This is a genomic window from Sphingobacterium sp. Ag1, from assembly GCF_000988325.1.
Lineage (GTDB): Bacteria > Bacteroidota > Bacteroidia > Sphingobacteriales > Sphingobacteriaceae > Sphingobacterium.
The window spans coordinates 36,140-56,409 of the sequence record NZ_LBGU01000038.1 but is presented as its reverse complement, the minus strand read 5'-3'; the positions used below and the strand labels follow the sequence as shown (position 1 = coordinate 56,409).

At 41.1% G+C, this 20,270-nt stretch carries 11 protein-coding genes; 3 read left to right on the top strand and 8 right to left on the bottom strand.

Annotated elements, in window-relative coordinates:
• Window positions 1-94 precede the first annotated feature (94 nt).
• Window positions 95-520 carry a tetratricopeptide repeat protein gene (locus AAW12_RS12280; protein WP_046673933.1) on the top strand — a complete coding sequence of 142 codons (426 nt, stop codon included), beginning with the start codon at window positions 95-97 and terminating at the stop codon, window positions 518-520.
• 10 nt (window positions 521-530) lie between these two features.
• Here the strand turns inward: AAW12_RS12280 and AAW12_RS12275 are convergent, their stop codons facing one another.
• A complete protein-coding gene (locus AAW12_RS12275) occupies window positions 531-1,406 on the bottom strand; it encodes a glycerophosphodiester phosphodiesterase family protein (protein ID WP_046673932.1) in 876 nt (291 codons plus the stop codon).
• A 283-nt stretch (window positions 1,407-1,689) separates the two neighbouring features.
• Here AAW12_RS12275 and AAW12_RS12270 point away from each other — a divergent pair, with 283 nt between their 5' ends.
• Entirely contained in the window at window positions 1,690-4,020 is a 2,331-nt protein-coding gene (locus AAW12_RS12270) for a TonB-dependent receptor (protein WP_046673931.1), read from the top strand.
• A gap of 1 nt (window position 4,021) precedes the next feature.
• Window positions 4,022-5,203 (top strand): PepSY-associated TM helix domain-containing protein, encoded by a 1,182-nt coding sequence (locus AAW12_RS12265; protein ID WP_046673930.1) that lies wholly within the window; start codon window positions 4,022-4,024, stop codon window positions 5,201-5,203.
• A 339-nt stretch (window positions 5,204-5,542) separates the two neighbouring features.
• Here AAW12_RS12265 and AAW12_RS12260 read toward each other — a convergent pair whose 3' ends face one another.
• The 7 genes from AAW12_RS12260 to AAW12_RS12230 all read right to left on the bottom strand — a co-directional run bounded on the left by AAW12_RS12260 (window position 5,543) and on the right by AAW12_RS12230 (window position 20,241).
• A complete protein-coding gene (locus AAW12_RS12260) occupies window positions 5,543-7,027 on the bottom strand; it encodes a RagB/SusD family nutrient uptake outer membrane protein (RefSeq protein WP_156167633.1) in 1,485 nt (494 codons plus the stop codon).
• Window positions 7,028-7,063: 36 nt separating this feature from the next.
• Complete coding sequence (locus tag AAW12_RS12255) at window positions 7,064-10,174, bottom strand: SusC/RagA family TonB-linked outer membrane protein (RefSeq protein ID WP_046673928.1); 3,111 nt, start codon at window positions 10,172-10,174, stop codon at window positions 7,064-7,066.
• Window positions 10,175-10,404: 230 nt separating this feature from the next.
• The gene (locus AAW12_RS12250) at window positions 10,405-11,130 is read right to left on the bottom strand and encodes a LytR/AlgR family response regulator transcription factor (RefSeq protein ID WP_046673927.1); all 726 of its coding nucleotides are present in this window, start codon (window positions 11,128-11,130) and stop codon (window positions 10,405-10,407) included.
• Window positions 11,131-11,205: 75 nt separating this feature from the next.
• Window positions 11,206-12,525: a RagB/SusD family nutrient uptake outer membrane protein gene (locus AAW12_RS12245; protein WP_046673926.1), complete on the bottom strand. Its 1,320-nt coding sequence runs from the start codon at window positions 12,523-12,525 to the stop codon at window positions 11,206-11,208.
• A gap of 21 nt (window positions 12,526-12,546) precedes the next feature.
• Entirely contained in the window at window positions 12,547-15,885 is a 3,339-nt protein-coding gene (locus AAW12_RS12240; protein WP_046673925.1) for a SusC/RagA family TonB-linked outer membrane protein, read from the bottom strand.
• Window positions 15,886-15,904: 19 nt separating this feature from the next.
• A complete protein-coding gene (locus AAW12_RS12235; protein ID WP_231585258.1) occupies window positions 15,905-18,508 on the bottom strand; it encodes a zinc-dependent metalloprotease in 2,604 nt (867 codons plus the stop codon).
• Window positions 18,509-18,888: 380 nt separating this feature from the next.
• The gene (locus AAW12_RS12230) at window positions 18,889-20,241 is read right to left on the bottom strand and encodes a sensor histidine kinase (protein ID WP_159332754.1); all 1,353 of its coding nucleotides are present in this window, start codon (window positions 20,239-20,241) and stop codon (window positions 18,889-18,891) included.
• Window positions 20,242-20,270: the final 29 nt, after the last annotated feature.

Sequence of the window (20,270 nt, the reverse complement as noted above, 5' to 3'; positions counted from 1 at the left end):
TTCAAACAATTTCAAAGAAGCGGAAGAAGTTATTTTTCCGCTTTTTTTCTGTAGATTTCTTATCTTCGTATAGCACTCTAAAGAATAAAATGCTATGGACGATCAAACATTAGACAGAATAGACCAACTTAGCGAGGAAGGAAACATCCAATGTGATGAAGGCAACTATCAGGAAGCAATTCGGGTGTGGACCGAAGCGCTTGATCTAGTCCCTAGTCCACAAAATGTTCATGCGGAAAGCCTCTGGCTCGAAGCTTCCATTGGAGATGCCTTTTTCTTAATGGACGATTTTCGCAATGCCCTCTCCCATTTTGAAAAGGCAAAACAGAACATTATCGAAAATGCCTATGAAAACCCTTTTATCATGCTGCGCTTAGGACAGTGCTATTTGGAAGACAATAATAGCGAGTCTGCCCAGGAATATCTTCTCCGCGCCTATATGATGGAAGGAAGAGACATTTTTGACGATGAATCACCTAAGTATCTTAAATTTTTAGATGACAATATCGATTTGGATTGATAATAATTCGTCAAAACGAATCGATTACTTCGCCAACTTCCATAGGAAGATCAGACTCAAGAATGGAGGCTCCTTCCGCAAATATGGCCTTATACTTCTCGCCACGTTCTGCCTTTGTCTTCAATTTATCGTAGGTAGGTGCTGCTGAAATCATGCACATCACACCCTTTCTGTTGAAAAATTGATACATCGCCTGATTGGAATCCTTTAGTTCTGGCCCGATATAGACAATCATACGATCGTAGGGTAATCCAGCGGATTTAAACTTCTCCAATGCAGCTTGATCTTTGATATGCATGGACATATACTGTTCTGGATTCTGCGCCAAATAAAACGCTGCCTGTTCAGTATTATGTACCGTAACCCACACCCAACTGTAGGCATTGTATTTTTTTAGTATTGCTGCTGTAGCCGCCAATGGTAAATCTTTTTTATCTAAGTTGAGGATAGTTTTACCCTTTGCCCATTTAATAACTTCATCAAGTGTGTTAATACCATAGTTGGTCACATTTCCAGCCTGATCCTTTAGCTTCAGTTTACGCAATTCATCCCAGGTATAGTCTGCTATTTTTCCTTTTCCATTTGTGGTTCGATCCAATGTCGCATCATGCATCAAGATAGCAACACTATCCTTGGTATAACGCGGATCGATTTCAAAAATAGCCGGTGTTTTTTGCAGTACGGCCTCAAATGCCGCAATCGAATTTTCTGGAAGCCCAGCCTCAATCGTTCCCCGATGACCACTGACAATTTTTTTGTCGCTAGCATAGGTAAAATAAGCTCGCATCGCCTGTGGAGAAGCAAACGCAAGTGAGTGGATTTTTTGCCCGACGACGATTGAGTACGACGAAACAAAAAGAAAAAAAGCAAAAAATGTTCTTCTCATGAATTTATAATTACGTTAAAATTTCTTAGCCTGCGACACACAAAAACAGTATGCTAAAATAATCATCCAAGATCAATAAATCTTTAATAAGGCATTTAATTCGTGTAAACCCCAGCCCGTAAACATTTGCTTACCAATTCATACGCATCAAGTGCGACAAAATGAACTTGAAAATCACGACCTAACATCTGTAAAAATCAAAAAAATAACGTATAGCTGTTGGCACAACTATAAAATAAACTATATTTGCACATTAATTTATATTTGATCTAAATAAATTACCATGAAAAACGGAACACGATATATGATGTTCAGCAGTGGAATTCTTTTGCTTTTAAGTGCTCAGCTACATGCACAAGAATTATCCCTTATCGTAAAAGACAGAGACAATAAACCATTAAGCCAAGCGAATATCAAAGTTGACGGAAAAAGCGTCGGCTATTCTAATCAACTTGGACAATTCATTTTTGCCAAAAGACCTTCGAATAATCCGATTCAATTGCGGGTATCATACACAGGCTTTTCAACAGTTGAAAAAATGGTTAATTTAGATACCGTTCAACAGCCCCTGTTATTTCAGCTCAATTCTACTCAACTTTTAGATGAAATTATCGTAACAGCTGGACGTAAAGCGGAGAACATTTCAACTGTTCCTTCTTCAGTTTCTATTTTAACCACAAAAGAAATCGAAGCTCAAAGTCAAATAAGCACCAATCTTTCCACAATTTTGGGTAATACCATCCCTGGATTGGGAACCTCGACGAACAAAGCGACCAATTCTGGACAAACACTGCGTGGGCGATCTGTACTGGTGTTGATTGACGGGATCCCGCAATCTACACCTTTGATGAATGGACAACGTGATCTCCGGACCATTGACCCGAGTGTCATCGAGCGCGTGGAGGTTATCAAAGGTGCCACATCCATCTATGGAAATGGATCGGCAGGCGGGATTATCAATTACATTACACGCAATCCCTCCAAAGACGCTGCAGCTATCCAAGGAATCACCAGTCTACGAACAACATTCAATCCCGTACACAGCGCCGGCACCATGGGATATCGCATAGGACAAACCTTGTACGGACAAAAAAACAGATGGAATTATACCGTTAGCGGTTCGGCCGATTACGTTGGCCTGCAGCGCGATGGCGACGGAGTTCCCCTTGGTCAGACAGACGGTCTTTCGAACACCTATCAATATAATGCGTTTTTAAAGGCCGGATACCGTATCGATAGTAGCTCCACTATTACGGCAGTATACAACTTCTACAGAAGTAACCAACACAACAGATACATCAGCCAAACAGGTGTATATGGTCAAACGCCAACGATAGGCGTAAAAGGCGATGATCCAGGTAAACCTGCCGGAACTCCGTATAACCACAATGCCATGTTGACCTATACTAAAAGTAATCTATTCGCTTCGACATCCTTAACTGCTTCTGCATACTACAATACATTTCGATCCATGAACCGTTATGTCGAGAAAGCTTCTGCATGGTACGGTCCGGGACAAACACAGATCAACTCGGAGAAAAAAGGCCTACGCGTTAACCTAAACACACCTTTCCAGGTATTGGCTTCCAATGCGGATATCACCTATGGTGTGGATTTATTAAATGATGTTACGGATCAAAATCTGACCGACGGCAGGGTCTATATTCCCTATATGAACATGTTAAACGTCGCTCCATACGCCCAGGTAAAAATTGATTTCCTAGAAAATTTAATCTTTAAAGGCGGTGTACGTTATGAAAATGCAACAGTCAAAATCAAGGATTTCCATACCATCGCTACAGGTCCCAACAACGAAGGCAGTATTGCCGTAAAAGGAGGTACAATTCCCTACAAAGGAGCGACCTTCAATGCAGGTTTGCGTTACAACAAATTCGCGATCTTTAATCCCTTCGTGAGTTTCTCACAAGGTTTCGCGATCAATGAACTTGGCCGTATTGTGCGTCGGGCAACAGATAATGATTTAGATAGCCTAAAAACTGACCCTATCATCACCAATAATTACGAAATCGGATTCTCAAGCAATTACAGCATTTTCCAGCTATCAGCATCTTATTACTACAGTACTTCAAAAATGGGTGTTGAACTGGTGGACATTGGCGGTTACCTGATGCCGCAACGCCTTCCAGAAGATGTGTATGGTTACGAAATTGCATTAAGCGCTCATATTTCGCCTCAATTGACCATCGGTGGAACCTATGCCTATGTGGAAGGAAAGTCAAAAAAAGACGATGGATCAAAATCCTACCTCAATGGTTCACGGATCTCGCCAGACAAAGCAACGGGATACATCTATTACACGCCAATCAAACCCTTAACCTTTCAGCTTTTTTGGGTACATACCGGGTCCCGGGATCGCTTTCTTCCAAACGATAAAGGCGTCTACAAAAACAGTGAAGGCCCCGTTAAAACTGTTGACCTATTTAACTTAAATGGAAATTACCAAGTAAACAAACAATGGTCTATCGGTATGGGTGTAGAAAACTTATTCAATAAAAACTATTACCCTGTTGTCAGTCAATATCGTGCCTTAAATGAAGAATACGTCAAAGGACAAGGTATGTTGGCCTCATTTAACATCAACTATAAATTTTAATATGTTTAAGACCGTCATTCTTTGGTTGCATAAATGGCTCGGAATCATCACCGGAGTTGTGGTATTCATCCTAAGCCTGACGGGCAGCATATACACCTTTCAGGATGAGCTCAAGCTCTGGGCTTATCCTGAAAAATATTTTATCTCCGATACAACCATCCTCTCAAAAACTCCACTACCATTAAGCACACTTCTTGACAGCGCACAGAAAAGCCTCAAAAAAAATCAAAAAATTACGCGGGTTGATCTCTATCCTTCGAAGAATCGTACCTGGGTATTTCGTGCCATAAAAACGGACGAAAAAGCATTTGGCCATTGGAATTATTACCGCTATTACAAACGCGTTTTCATCAATCCATATACTGGCCAGGTACAGCAAGTAGAAAATTCAAAAACAGAATTCTTTCAACTGGTGCTTCAGCTTCACCTCAATCTCCTCTTGGGCAAGCAATATGGCCACCCTATCGTCGCCTGGTCAACGGCCATTTTTGTCCTTATCTTACTTAGTGGCATCGTTCTTTGGTGGCCAAAAAAATGGAAGGGCAAGAATCTCAAACGCAGTTTTTGGCTCGATACCAAAGTAAAATGGAAGCGACTGAACCACGACCTCCACAATGTCATTGGATTTTACAGTTTATTTATCGGATTGATTTTTGCCATTACGGGACTCGCTTTTGCTTTTCCGGATTTTAAAAAGACCTATAGCGCAACATTCAATTTATTGCAGTCGCCAACAGCTTCTTCCACACGTAGCTCCCCTATACCCTTGCCCGCTGTGGAAAAGAAATTTCAGGACAATGCGCTGCGGTATGCCTTGACAAATTATCCGGATGCTGAAATGATGTCGATCCGACTAAAAAAAGAAACCGAAACAGCAATGGATATACAGGTGAGACATCATGAAAAACGAAGCGGTGTATTTGACTGGCTTAATTATAATAAAGAAGAAAACAGTCTTACAGCAGTCAAATCCAGCAACGAATTGCAGTATGGGGATAAGCTCAGTGCACTTAACTATGATATTCATACCGGTGCCATCGGTGGACTCACAACAAAAATTATCGCTTGCCTTGCCAGTCTCTTTTGTGCTTCCTTGCCCATCACAGGATACATCATCTGGATGAACAAAAGCAAAAAGAAGAAAAAGAAAGGTTATCAACATAATGTTAATAAGTACTGTTAATAACTGTATTTTTCTTTTAAACAGGTTTTCAACAGCGTTATTAACATAATGTGGAAAACTAACCCTCACCCTATTTACCCGACACAATCTCTTGTCCAAATTTACAGGAACACGATAAGCCAGCTGAAAAAATACCATACGAGAGAAAAAAGATGACAACCTTTAAATCGAGAAGAGTCCAGCGCGAAGCAGGATCAACAGGGCGACACTAAAAAAAGGAAGCATTCTTCAACATAAGGAACCACAATATAGAGCCTAAAAAGAAGGGCGAGCGGGAAAAAAGAAAATCCGATGCACAGGGTACACCGGATTTCTTCAATAATAAACCAACAACTAACTTTACAGATTCGGGTTCCGCACAGTCTCTTCGTATGGGATAGCAAACAAATAATAAGGGCTATTTTCCACAAAATTAGATCCATTAGGAAACTTAATAACCCGGTGCCCCTGCCCGTTCACTAGCTTCGGTTTGCCATCTGCACCCACAATTTGGACTTGAATAGGCTTGCCGTCTGCATCAACATAAGATTTTCGTGCAACCTTTCCTTGTGTCCGAAGAATATCCGACAGGGCAAATCCTTCCCCCCAAAGCTCTTTTCGTCTTTCAATCAGGATCGCTGCAATTAATTGATCCGTATCATTTCCTGAAAACAGCTTTGCATTCCTCGCTGCACGCAGCTTATTCAAGGCTGATACTGCTTTATCTTTTTCACCAGCCCGTGCGTACCCCTCGGCAGCGATCAAAACCATTTCCGAAGCACGCATATACACAATGTCACCGATCAAATTCGATTTAAACTTAAACTTCTTATACCGTAGAAAGCCCTCCCGACCGGGTAAATTATCCCATTCAAATAAACCGTAACGCACATCACTGGTATCGAATAAATCTTTAAAATAAGGATCGGCCATAAAACTATAGTAATAAGATCCAGCTGACGAAACATCCAAATAATGAAATGTATAACTTGCCACATTTTGCTCGTTAGTCTGCTGATGCCCCCAAATCCACTCGCTATTTCCAAGATCATTAAAACCCGCCTGATAATCTGACGGAGTCATTAAATTATACTTCTGAGCTGCTTTTTCAGCATACGCTGCGGCCAGTTTCCATTCGCCAACCTGCAGATAAGTCCGAGCGAGCAAACCATAAACAACCTCTGCATTGATTTCGTATTTATCCGCTCGACCAGCAGAAGCCAACAAGCTTTCACTGTCTTTGAGATCTTTCAAGATAAGTTCATACACTTCTGCCTGTGTTGACCTTGATTTTCCTTCAGTCGATAGTGTACTGGGTTCGGTATAAATCGGAACAGATTTCGCATTTTTGTCCTTGAGGTAACTAAACTGATAAAATGTGGCCAGATTTAAGTAGGAAAATGCACGTAATGCTTTAGCTCTTCCCTTTAACACATTTTTAGTTTCAGTAGAGCCTTCGGCCCCATCTACCTTTGCAATGACATTGTTCATGTTATCGATCACCTTATACAACATAATCCAAAAAGAATTGACACGATTTGATCGATTATTTGTCAATTCGGTAAAGGCATAAGCATCACGATAGCCATATTTGGTGGTCACCGCCACATCACTTCCCATCGCATCACTAGTACGCATCACCGCTGTATATCCCGGATTAGCATAGGTAAAATAGGTATCATTTAAATACTTCCAGGTACCGTTGATCACCGTAGCAACATTGTCGGTGTTTTTAAAAACTTCACCTTCAGGCACTGCGGTCGTCGGATCCAGCTCAAGCGCATCCTTACATGATGCATTCACAAGGGAGAGCGCCAATATGATATATACAATTTTTAGTTTCATGATTTTCATTTAAATTCTCAGATTAACAATAAGGCATTAAAAAACAAGCTGAATACCACCAGAGATTGTTCGCATTGCCGGATAGCGAAAATAGGTCGCCCCATTCACCGTCTGTTCTGGATCCATTCCTTGATGACCATAAAATGTCAATAGATTTTCGGCTGTTGCAAAGACGCGAAGTTTTTCTACACCTATCCGCTTCAATAAATCCGAAGGTAATCGATAACCTAAACTTACATTTTTAAGGCGTGCATAAGTGCCACTGTAAAGAAAGCGTGTGGACGAAGAAGTCCAATTCAAGTTATCAGTTGTCAATTTAGGCACATCGGTCTGCGTATGCTCAGGCGTCCAGCGCTCGAGGATCTCCTTTGACCAAGCGCGTCCTGGATTATTACCGCTATGCATAAGCTGAATATAATCGTTATCTAATATCTGTCCACCCAAACTAAAACTCAATAAAGCAGACAAATCAAAATTTTTGTAGGTGAAACTGTTTTGAATCCCGCCGACAAGATCTGGCAATGAAGTTCCGGCAATAAAATTACCGGCCTTACTGTATTCCGAAGTTTTTTCACCTGTTTTATTACCGTCCTTATCAGCAGTATACCATTGCGGCAGACCGTTATCTGGATTTACTCCAGCCCATTCCGGCAGATAAAAATCATAGATACTTCCGCCTACGCGCAGGAGTTTATTCCCTGTAATAATCGGTTTGTTATCTTTTGGCAAAGCTGTAATCTTGTTTTTATAATGCGAAAGATTGACGTCTAAATTCCATTTAAAATTTTCATTTCGAACCGGGACAGTACGAATATCCACGTCGACACCTGTATTTTTCAGCGCTCCTATATTTGCATCATAGCCTGTATATCCTGTTGAATAAGCCATCGGCATTGTAAATAGCAAATCTTTACTTCGACGGTTAAAGTACTCCACACTTAACGACACCCGGTTCTCAAAAGCGGATACGTCAACCCCCACATTCAAATTAAGGTTCGACTCCCATTTTAGATCCGGCGTAGCCAACCTGCCGGTATAGGTACCGCCCTTACCTAAGCTATTGGCAATCGTATAAAGTCCTTTATAAGCATAATAGGTTCCCAGATTATCGTTTCCTTGTCCACCATAACTCGCTCTGACGGTTAACTGATTAACCGTTGTATTATCCTTCAGAAAATCCTCCTGCTTCAGTTTCCATGAGCCGCCCACAGACCAGAATGTACCCCAACGTTTATCCGGCGAAAAACGAGATGATCCATCTGTCCGTAAGGAAGTTGAAAAATAGTATTTGTTATCATAGTTATACTCCGCTCTTCCCAAAAAGCTCAGTAACCTATAATCAACACTGGATCCTGTAAAATTATTAAGTTGCGATGCAGCAGCAGGTTCGTCAAAATAAGGAAGTACAAACTGTTGTCTGCTACCATTTATATTACTGCTGTTAAAATCATAGTATTCCTGTCCGGCCAATACATTGAGGGAATGCAAACCAAACTGCTTTTCATAGGTCAGCAAATTATTCCAGGTCTGTGCGACCGTACGTACGTTTGAACGATACACATACCCCCCGGTGTTCACACCATCGCCCAACAATGGATTAGTGTAGTCGTGCGTATTTCCATTGAGATAATCAAGACTATAAGTCGACTTAAACTTTAAGTTTTTAGAAAACAAAACTTCCAGATAGGTTCGCGCAGATAGATTTTCACGGCGGATATCATTTCGATCCAAAGGAAGAGATGCTGCCAGATTATTACGTGGAGTCGCACCACTTGGACGATATTCTCCAAAATCGTAAATCTTGTTTCCGGCTCCATCAAGGACATATGAGCCATCCGCATTCCGCTCATAGTACGGATAAAAAGACGGGACCAGTCTCGTAAAATTTATAATATTAGCCGTATTACTGTCTTCAGACTGCGGGTATTTTTGTTGTGTACTGCTACCACCTATATTCAGGCCTACATTTAACCAAGACTTGACTTTACTGTCAATATTTGCACGCAGATTATAGCGTTTAAAGCCCGATTCAATTGCAATTCCTTGATCATTGAGATAACCTCCTGAAATGTAGTAGGTACTCTTTGCACTACCACCGCTAAATCCGAGGTCTGCCTGTGTACGCACCCCAGTACGTTGCAATACGTCGGTCCATGGATCATTCCAAAGCGCTTTTGCTCCAGCAACCAATTTACCATCTACGCCGACCGGCTGTGGGTATTGACTGCCGTAAGGATTAATATTTAAATCTGTCAATACGGTCTTACTTGCATTGGACGCCGCTTGCTCTGCCGTAAGGCCATTTGATAGGTTTTTATTTCTTAAAGCTTCCCAATAGAGTTGAAAATATTCATCGGTCGACACCTGATCATAGTCACGAACTGCACGTGTTGAATAGCCCTGTGTAAAATTGAGATTAATCTTGGTGTTGTCGGAAGTCACACCCGACTTTGTGGTAATGATAATCACCCCATTTGCCCCTCTGGAACCATAAAGTGCACTTGATGCTGCATCTTTTAAAACAGAGATGGACTGAATGTCATTCGGATTGATGGAGTTAATATCTCCTGCATAGGGACTACCATCTAACACGATCAAAGGTGCACTGGAGGCATTAATGGAGCCGATACCCCTAATACGGATGGCTGCTTCAGTACCTGGCTGTCCCGAGGACGCCACGGACTGTAAGCCCGGTACCTGTCCCTCTAATGCTTTGGTAATATTTGACACTTGTCTATTTTCGATCGCTTTACTGCTTACTGTACTGACCGATCCCGTTATGTTTGTACGTTTGGCAGTACCGTAAGCCACGACCACCACCTCTTCCAGATCTGTACTGGAGGGTTTCAAGGACAATGTTAAGTTTGTGCTTGTTGCTTTTAGCTGTTGAGATTCATAACCAACAAAAGAAAATTCCAATACAGACAATACGTCACCTGTGACATTGATTGTAAACTCTCCTTTTGAATTCGTTAAGGTTCCTTGATTTTGCCCCGAAATGCGAACATTTACTCCAGGAAGTAGGTGACCGGTATTGGCATCAACAACTTTTCCTTGTATAGCCCGCTGCTGAGCATAGAGCCTGTTCATATTGCCCCCCGATAATGCTATAGCAGCAATAGGAATGTATTTAAGTTTTGCGTACATCGTAAGAATGCTTTACTAAATAAGTTAAGTGTGATTAAAAACAAAAAACACGGCGGCTTCTTGCACTCGAATAAAAACTACTTGTTTAATAGATTTTATTCGAGTGCAAATATATAACAAAATCCATTGAATTACTAGATTTTAAGAACTAAAAACAAAAAACACTAATATTCAGCAATTTAATTTATAATTATGTCTAGAAAAATATTTTTTCGTTAGCTAACTCACCATTATTGATCAAGCCATTTTTGAAACTTCGGGGACCGTTCCTCACTAACAATGACGACAATTCCTTCTGGGGTTGAAGGCATTAGCTCTAACTTGATTCGATTTCGACTAATCTTTAACATGGACTGGATGGCATCTATCCGAACAAGGAATTTCCTATTGATCTGAAAGAAAACTGTGGGATCCACCTGTGAAACGAGATGTGTGATGGTATCTTCAATAATATATGCAATTCCCGATCCTTTTTCTACGGCATACAGCTCTTTGTCTTCTGCCATAAAATAGGCAATATCAGCAATGGCAAGCGACTTTAAAAAATTACCGTATTTCACTAGGAAGCGCTGTTTGAGCCGAGGTTCTACGTTGGGTAGTAGCGGTTCGATACGTTTCATGATCTCCGCCAACTCGTCGCTATCGAAAGGCTTTAACAGATAGGCATAACCCTTATTTTGGAAGGCCTCCAATGCATATTGTTCGTAAGCAGTCGTAAAAATCAGTGGCACATCGATCGATACCTGTTTAAAAATTTCAAAGCTCAGCCCATCCATCAGGTGGATATCCATAAAAATCAGATCGAATTGATTTCTATTGATCGTCGTCACCGCTTCCTGAACCTCTTTTGCATTGGTAAAGATCAGTTCGCTTTCTCCATAGAGCGCAGTCAACATTTCCTTTAAGCCTACAAAAGCCCAGTCTTCGTCTTCGACAATCAGTATTTTCCATCCCATGGGTTGAATGTAATAAAAAATCCATTTCCTAAAAAAAGAAAATGGATTAATATATATAGGATAAAAAAAAATCGATTATTTTAACAGATCGGGATTATTATTGATTGCCTCCTGTGGATAGCGAATCACATAACGTGGATCGTTCTGCTGCAGGGTTACCGTTCTACCAAAACTGCTGTGTGTGATCGCCGGTCTTGTCGTCCGTTTTAGATCATACCAGCGTAATCCCTCTAGCGCCAGTTCACGCTTGCGTTCCAGCAGAACCGCATCTAGCAATTGCTCCTTTGACAAACCTGCGTCGGCCTTCGTTTCTTTGGCATAGGCATCTGCGGTAAATCTGTTTTTCTTTAAAGCAGACAGATATTTTAATGCTTCTGCTGTATTTCCCAGACGAACATAACATTCGGCCATCGTCAAATAAAGATCAGCATTTCTAAAACTCACGTTAAAACGGTTGTCTCCACCTTTGAGGGATACATAATCGCCCCCACTTTTTTGGAAGTAACGACCTTTTCTCAAATCGCCTGCTAAATAACTGTCTAATAAGGCCGGTGAAATAAAGGAACTTGTACGTACTCCAGGAACAGATACTTTTTCCAAAGCCATAATCATCTCCGCGGATTCAAAATCATTCGGAAGTAAGCTTCCAGCAACATTGAGATCAACCAATTTGTCATTTATAACCAAAGCTTTTTTAGCGGCATCAATTGCTTCCTGCCACTCACCGCGGTATAAATGAACGCGTGAGGCCATTGCAAAAGCAGCGCGTTTGCTAAAGCGATAGTTAACACCTTTTGCCTGATCATCCACAGTCAGTAACGCTGTCCCTTTTTCCATGTCAGTCAGGATCTGCGTATAAGACTCTCCAATGGTCGCGGGAACAAAACGTTGTTCCAGGTCAATCTTTGTTGATAAAGGAACGCCCCGAAGCCCTGCATTGCTCGCCGAATAGACCTCACTGTAAAGATTTAACAACTCAAAATGAGCATAAGCACGCATCAGATAAGCTTCTCCCTTGATTTGGTCCACTGCTGCATTGCTAGCCAACTTTTCATCGATTGTACTAATGACCTGATTGGTATAAAAAATACTACTATAAAATGTCAGATAGGAATAAGCAATTGTTGTCGGATCAGGATTTTGGTCATTCCAAAGATAGATATCTTTGGTTCTAGCGGCATCAGTCGAACTTTCATCCAACAATAGCTCATCTGTACGCAAGGACAAATAGGACTTATGTGCAGGAAAGTTTGCATAACTACTTGTCATTAAACCTCTAAAATCACTTTCCGAAGTAGGAATAACCGTCCCTACCGGTTTTATATCTAAATATTTATCGCAGGAAGTCAATGCACTCGCTGCCATGATCATTCCAAAATAAACTATCTTTTTCATGTTATAAATCAATTAAAAGAATTAAAAACTCGCTGACAGACCAAATGCAAAAGACTTGCTGATCGGTTGTGCATAATAATTACCGTAAGTTTCAGGATCAAAATATCCGTCATAATTTGCTCCAAAGACAAATAGGTTACGTCCTTCTACATTCACGCGTAAATTGCTTGTACCAATTTTTTTACTTAGTGCAGCAGGGAGTGTATAACCTAAACGAATGCTATTGATGCGGACATAGCTCATTTTCTTTGCCCAGATATCATAGAGATTGAATGATTTAATTGGATCATTGCTTTCCAACCAAGCATAAGCCATCCAGCGATCATTGAATTCAGAACTTATGCTTCCCAAAGCAGGCATATTACCACCCTCTTGCAGTGCCTTCAAAAGATCTGTTGTATAATTCTGACCACGGTCTACCAGAGCCGGATTATAAGTCGGTGTACGACTTACCCAACGCTCCAAATTAAACACAGCAGAAATTGCGAGATCAAAGTTAGCATAACGGAAACGGTTGGTCATTCCGCCGATAAACTTCGGATCTTTACTACCCTTGTATTTAAATTTAGAACGGTATTCTGCAGCGGTCATATCGGTTTGTGAAATATAACCTGGCAAAAACTCCGCCCATGGATCATATAATCCAAAAAACTGCTCAAAGCTCGAAACGGATCCATCCTGATTTCTAAACTGCATCACCCCATCTTTATCCAAACCAGCCGTTTCCAATACGTATAGGCCATTAATTGGACGCCCTTCCTGTGTTTCAAGCGCATAAGCTTTTGGATCAGCGAGTACTTTTAATAATTTATTACTATTGTGGGCAATATTAAAGTCCGTTGACCAGGAGAATTTATCCGTTTGGATCTGACGGCTTGATATCGTCAATTCTACGCCTTGGTTTCTTGCCGAGGCCCAATTAACTTTTACGTTTTGGAAACCGTTTTCCAAAGGTATTGAGCTATAATCGATTAAGTCGGTACTCTTTCTGTTATAATAATCGACCGTAATATTTAATCTGTTTTTCCATAGGCCTAAATCAATCCCAGCATTATAAGATTGGGTCTTTTCCCAACGAAGTTTATCATTAGCAGGCATATCAACAAATACAGTTCCTTCATTATTACCTGGCAACATTGTAATGTTATTATAAGAACCAACAATAAAAGGATAAGTATTGCGATCAATATTTCCTTGCGTACCGTAAGACGCGCGCACTCGGAGATCAGACAAAGCGGTTTTCCCTTTAATAAACTCTTCCTCTAGCACATTCCACGATCCCGAAACAGACCAAATCGGTAGAAAACGATATTTGGGATCAACACCAAACATATTAGAACCATCTTGTCGAAGACTTGCATATACATTGTATTTCCGATCAAACGTATAGGTCGCATTCCCATAGAATGAGGCATATGAGCTTTCTACAAATCCTTTTTTATACTGTACAAACCTTGAATCATTTTGGTAAGTACTATTTGGAAAAACAAGTGTTTGCGTCGTCAATGTTGCCGGATTGTACCCGAAACCCTTCGTTGTTACGATTTCACTCTTGCTCCGTCTCAGTTCCGTTCCTCCCATCAATTCCAGCTCATGGCGATCGTTCCAGGTTTTGTTGTACTTTAAATAAGTTTTCCAATTGTATTGAAACACGCTATTATTGGAATTTTCAATTGTTCCACCAGTAGGCAAAAAATACTTGTTTGTCTTGCTGGCGGCATCATAATAGCGGGTAGCAGCACGCAATTTTCGGGTGTTATAACTTTCCTGATCTGCAAATTTTTCAGTTTTATTTTCATCAAATTGCAAACCAAGCTCTGTTCTCAGGGATAACTGTGGTAAAATAGCGTATTCCAAATAACTGATTGCTTTCAGTGCTTTATTTGTTAACGTGTATTTGGTATTATCACGCTCTTCAATTGCGTTAAATGGGATATAAGTATCTCTTTCAAAGCCCTCGATATCTGGATCATAGTTGAATTTCCCAGATTGATCATAAACTGAAAGATATGGATTAACCGAACGCACATAATAACTTGGGTTCGTGAAAGCATCCCGATCCTGAATCGGATTTTGTCTATTCGAAACTGATCCTAATATATTAATACCAGCTTTAAACCGATCGTTGATTGTAAAATCGTTATTTAGCGTCAATGAATAACGACGAAGATCTACCGCTTTTGTAGCACCTTTTTCATCGTACAAACCTGTTGACAAATAATAGCGATGTCCATCATTACCGCCTGAAATAGACGCGGAATACTGTTGATTGACCGCCTGACGATAAAGTTCTTTCCCCCAGTCTGTTTGTTGTGAACGCAATTGATTGATTGACTGCTGTACTTCCGGTGACAAAGCTGCTAAACCGCCGGTACGATAAGTATCCAATGCATTTGCTTTATTTAGGATCCGCATAACGGCGCCCTTATCCGTACGATAATTGAGATCCGTACGATTGGCCATCAATAACTCAAAATCCACTTTTTCATTGGCATCCATCAGATTGAGTTTACCGAAATCCGGACGTTGCGTCACAAAGGTATTTGCTGACACCTGCAATTTTGCAGGACCAGATTTACCTCTTTTTGTGGTAATCACAATGACCCCATTTGCGGCCCGGGCACCATAAATTGAAGTCGCCGCAGCATCTTTTAAAACGGTAATATCGGCGATATCATCAGGATTGATGCCTGCAATAGGAAGATTTGTCAAACTATTAAGATCATCTTTCTCTATTCGGTTTGGCATTGCCGTACCTTCAATGGGCAATCCATCAATTACCCATAAGGGGTCTTGTGTGCCATTGAGTGATACCGTACCCCGGATACGGATCTGTGGCGCGCTGTTAGGTCCACCATTAAAATTACTCAGCTGCAAGCCTGCGACCTGACCGGCCAACATTTCGTCGATCGATGAGACTCCGGTTTGTTTGATATCAGCGACATTGATTTTATTGTAAGCCGTCGTATTCTTACGTTTTTTGATATCCGTATAACCTGTTACGATCACTTCATCTAAAGATTCACCACTTGGCTGAAGCAAGATTGTCTTATGATCCTGAAATACCGGCACCTGAATACGCTGGTACCCGACATAGCTAATCGTTACATATTTTAAATTACTAGGCACTTTTAAGCGAAATTCTCCAGCCGCATCGGTCAATGAACCCAATGCCGACTGCTGCACCTGATTAGGTACACCGATATCTTCTGCTACTGCCGAACTTTCAACGACAACTGTCGCCCCCACGACAGGTTTTAAAGTGACCGCATCCAGAACCTTTCCTTTCAATTCTCTGGATTCCTGCGCATGCGCAACGTGCACACACATGAAGGTCAACGGTATTAAAAACTTATTCATTTTGGTAGATGTTAATATATTAGTTTAATTCTAAGGTATTTGCAATACGCAATAAAAGATCCATGTAATGCGATTTTGTCGTCGCATCACCAGTCCGCTGCTTTTGTTTCAACAACTGGTAAATCTCATATAATTCAGCGCGTTTATAAGTCAGCATATCCGAAGTACGGATCATACCAGTGACATGTACATTCCGCAGTCCAGCTTTTGAAGAGGATGCATGTTGTGGATGTAAACATAGATCAGGTTGCGTCGCTTCAACCAGCTGCTCGATACCTGCTAGTTTCTTCGCATTTAGTTTCTCCATCGATTTGTTGGTAGAGACCATCAGCACATCCACATAGTTTTGTTGCAGCATCCGTGTTTTAAGATCCAACGATTTTCCGCTGATGGTTTTAGCAAAAACCGTCTGACGTACAGAAGTTAAAAACTCCGGTGCGCTCCATGCTTTCTTACTTCCAAAAAGATTTTCCATCTCAACCATACGCAGCAAACGTTCATCATTGACCAGTTTATACAACATAGCGTATTGAAATTCACGTTGTAAGTTATAAGGAGCGTACTCAAATGGTCCTATCGGAGAATCTTTCAATGGAAAAGTTTTTGCCATCAGCTCCGGAACGAACAACCATTCGGGCATGTAAAAGACATTCTTCTTGAGGTACTCCAAAGCACGTAGTTGTTTGTCTTTTGGTACTGGGCTATAGGCATCTTTTTGATCACCCAAAACAGCATTTTCGAGGTAAATACCACCAATATTATTTAAAACATGATCAGCATATGCATACCATTGTCCAACCACGCCCATATACAACTTACCGGCACGGTAGTAATCATCGCCGACATTGGTTGTCCAATTGATAATATTAGGCATCATGCGACGCAGATTCAGCATACCATATTCGCCAGCCTTCATGGCGTCATCACCAAGATCTTCCGATTGAGCCCGCGGATCAACGATATTTTTAGAGTCTTGCTGTTCACCGTAATGATAAATAGGATCATGTACATGGCTATCAATTTCCTTTCTCAGCAAAGGGATTTCATCCCAAGACTGTGTTTTGCCATACCAGCGGTAGGCCCAGCCAATGGCGTACTTGTCGTAAGCACCGATCACGGGAGTAATCTGTTCCACACCATCTTCAGGTTGCGCCACATAATTGAAACGTGCGTAATCCATAATGGAAGGAGCGGTCCCTCCCATTTTAGCGGTGAAGCTTTTGCTACGCAACGAATCAACAGGGAAACTTGCCGAAGAGCCCATATTGTGCATCAATCCAAGCGTGTGTCCAATTTCATGGGACGACACAAAACGAATGGCATGTGCCATTTTCTCATCGGAGAAAACATTAGCACGTACTGATGTATCTACGATACCGGTCTGTATGCGCATCCAACTGTTCAAAATAGTCATGACGTTGTGCCACCAAATCACGTCAGCTTCTAATATCTCCCCTGAGCGTGGATCAACAACAGATGGCCCCATGGCATTAGCTTGAGCAGATGCTGCGTATACAATAGAAGAAACATTAGCGTCGTCTGGATCAAATTTGACACTATCCGGCTGTTGTTTGGCCAGAATTGCATTTTTGAAGCCAGCAGCTTCAAAGGCGACCTGCCAATCATGTACGCCATCAATAATGGCCTGACGCCATTGTTTTGGGGTCGCTGGGTCCAAATAAAAGACAATCGGTTTTTTGGGTTCGACCAGCTCCCCTTTCAGATAGCGCGCTTTGTCTTCGTCACGCGGTTCCAAACGCCAGCGATTGACCAGATTTTTCTTATCCAGTTCTTGTTGTTTATCGTTAAAATACCAACGCGGCGAAGTAAAGAAACCAACCCTTGGATCTGCAAACCGGGCAACCATAGGCGTTTCAGGCAGTTCGTAAAGGTTACTTGTAATTTCCAAAGAAACCGGTACAGATTCATTACCTTCCGTCACCTTGGTAGAAAATACAGACTTCACAACGATATTATTCGCATAGGATTTGATATCTTCAACTGTAGATATACTGGTTTTAGGTGAAGTTCCCAAACCCAAGGAAGTAAACACATCCGTAAAACTCTTTTCTGAACCATCAAATACCTTATTGACTTTGATTACAACAGCACTTGAATCTTTTGAATAACTTTCAATCTTAAAAGATTCAATATAAGAAGGGCGGTAATTATCGTATACCGAAGCGGCTATTGCGTCACCTTTAGGGACTTCCACCTGAGGTTTGATCTCCGAAACCCACACTTCTTTCTTCTCCTTGCGGAGTGTAAACCGGATGACCTTATTTTCATAATTCATTCCTTTGTTTACCCCAGCCTCATTTAAAGCCAATGGAACGGAAGACAGCTTCTGTATCAACAGAATATCCTGTCCCATTTTCTTCAATGGAATTTCAAAATAGTAATTATTTTCCTTACGAATTACCGTAAACATACCAGTATCAACCCGGGCATCTTTAAACAATTTGTCGTACGCAGCTGTCGTATCTTTCTTGGCAATAGAATCTTTAGCAGAAGTAACCGTTTCTTTTTTTCGCAGGCCTACTGTTTGCAATAATGAACAAGATTGCATTAGACCAGCGGAAAATAATAGACCTATGGCTAACTTAGTGTAAGTGTTTTTCATCAAATAAATATTTTGAGCCCTTGTTTTCAAAGGTGATATCTGAGCTCGTTGCACTCCATGTGTTTTTCAAAAGTGATGACGGATCATCAAGCTATTATCTCGTGTTATCCATAAGCTAATTTTAGCTTACTACAGAACGATTAGAAAGTAATTTTGTCTATTCCAAGCAGGTCAATTCCAAGTCATTTATACTTAAAACTTATGCTATTTGATCGGATAGGATTAGGCTAACCACGAACTAATATTTCTAGATTAGGAGCCAAATTTGTTAAAAATATTATACAGAAAAGTATGCAAAGCGATGAACACGCAGTTTAAAGGTATGAACACGCGCTACTAAAACATGAACACGTAAACCGACCATCTTTTATTCTTCATTTTCAACTGGATGAGAGTGGTAAGTATACCGAAAAAAAGTCCGATTCTATCCCGTACCGAAAGCCCGACATCGCATAATAACGATAGATGGATGCTAAATAATTAAGCCCATACCCCTCACCTTCCAGCTCTGCCCCCTGTCTGGGCTGCCAGTTATTGCGGATTTCCAGCACGTTTTCTTCAACAAGATAGATGATCTGAATCTTCAGCGGATGTTCGATCGAAATACGGGTATGCTTGATCGCATTTTCTACCAGCATCTGCAGGCCCAAACGTGGAATTTTCCGATCCAAACATGTTGCTGGCAGCCGAATTTCCATATCACTTAAGGCCGCTCCGAACCGCACCTGCTGTAAAAAGAAATAGGCTTTGGCCAATTCCAGCTCCTCCCCCAATGATGACCATTCGGCTTCATCTGTGCGGAGCATCTTCCGGTAGACTTTTGTCATCTTGCCAATAAAAGACTTCGCAAGATCATTGTCCTTTCCAATCAGGTATTGAAGCGACCCAAATGTATTGAATAAAAAATGCGGATTGATCTGCTGCCGCAGTTGAACCAACTGCATGCGCGTATATTCATTCTCTTGCTTCAGGGATTGCAGTTTCAGCTGCTGAATCTTGCGACGCTCCACGATATTAAAGTAGATTAACACCATAGCTACCAACATCAAGCCCACACCAAGCAAGATGCTATACGTTAGCAATTCTTGGATTTCCTCTTCAATACTCAGCAACAGGACATACACCTTGATTTCACCACCCACTAAAAGAATGTTACAGGGATACGAATTGACCATAACGTCCAGCTGAAGAAAATCAGATTTCACAATCTGTCCTTGTTTTGCAACTGCTGTACTGGCCCGCTTACCCCACTTTCGATTATCTGGAGAATACACACATAATCCACGGTCGTCGTAAATCTCGAAATAAGCTCGTCTTCCGAAATTGAGTTCCGCGAAATAGGCATTCAATTTTACTACATCCAGATAAATGTGATATAGTCGGTGATTTATTGTCCGTGTGCGTAACAAGGTAAGCATTCGCTGATTGACAGAGTCCGCTTGTCCAACCGGCAAAACGACCAACAGCGAGTCAGCACTTTCTTTTAGATCAAAGGCGGGCTGATTTAATATCTTTTTTTCCGAAAGGAATAGATCTTGCTGCAACAACTCCAATTGCTTTTTGACAAGCAACATATTCTCATCTGCAAAATCGATCAGTATCCTCTTCTTAAGGAGGTCTACTTTATGATGGATAATACCGAGCAAGCCCCCCCCAATCAACAACAACAAAAACAAACAGGCAGTCAGGATGATACTATTCTTCTGTTCGGCATTTTTAAATCGAAATTTCACGCTGCAAAAATACATGAAATTTTTAAAAG

Excerpts from the sequence above, each read along its gene's own strand:
- AAW12_RS12235 (WP_231585258.1), bottom strand. The coding sequence starts at position 18,508 with ATGAAAAACACTTACACTAAGTTAGCCATAGGTCTATTATTTTCCGCT.
- AAW12_RS12260 (WP_156167633.1), bottom strand. The coding sequence starts at position 7,027 with ATGAAACTAAAAATTGTATATATCATATTGGCGCTCTCCCTTGTGAAT.
- AAW12_RS12275 (WP_046673932.1), bottom strand. The coding sequence starts at position 1,406 with ATGAGAAGAACATTTTTTGCTTTTTTTCTTTTTGTTTCGTCGTACTCA.
- AAW12_RS12250 (WP_046673927.1), bottom strand. The coding sequence starts at position 11,130 with ATGGGATGGAAAATACTGATTGTCGAAGACGAAGACTGGGCTTTTGTA.
- AAW12_RS12255 (WP_046673928.1), bottom strand. The coding sequence starts at position 10,174 with ATGTACGCAAAACTTAAATACATTCCTATTGCTGCTATAGCATTATCG.
- AAW12_RS12280 (WP_046673933.1), top strand. The coding sequence starts at position 95 with ATGGACGATCAAACATTAGACAGAATAGACCAACTTAGCGAGGAAGGA.
- AAW12_RS12240 (WP_046673925.1), bottom strand. The coding sequence starts at position 15,885 with ATGAATAAGTTTTTAATACCGTTGACCTTCATGTGTGTGCACGTTGCG.
- AAW12_RS12265 (WP_046673930.1), top strand. The coding sequence starts at position 4,022 with ATGTTTAAGACCGTCATTCTTTGGTTGCATAAATGGCTCGGAATCATC.
- AAW12_RS12270 (WP_046673931.1), top strand. The coding sequence starts at position 1,690 with ATGAAAAACGGAACACGATATATGATGTTCAGCAGTGGAATTCTTTTG.
- AAW12_RS12245 (WP_046673926.1), bottom strand. The coding sequence starts at position 12,525 with ATGAAAAAGATAGTTTATTTTGGAATGATCATGGCAGCGAGTGCATTG.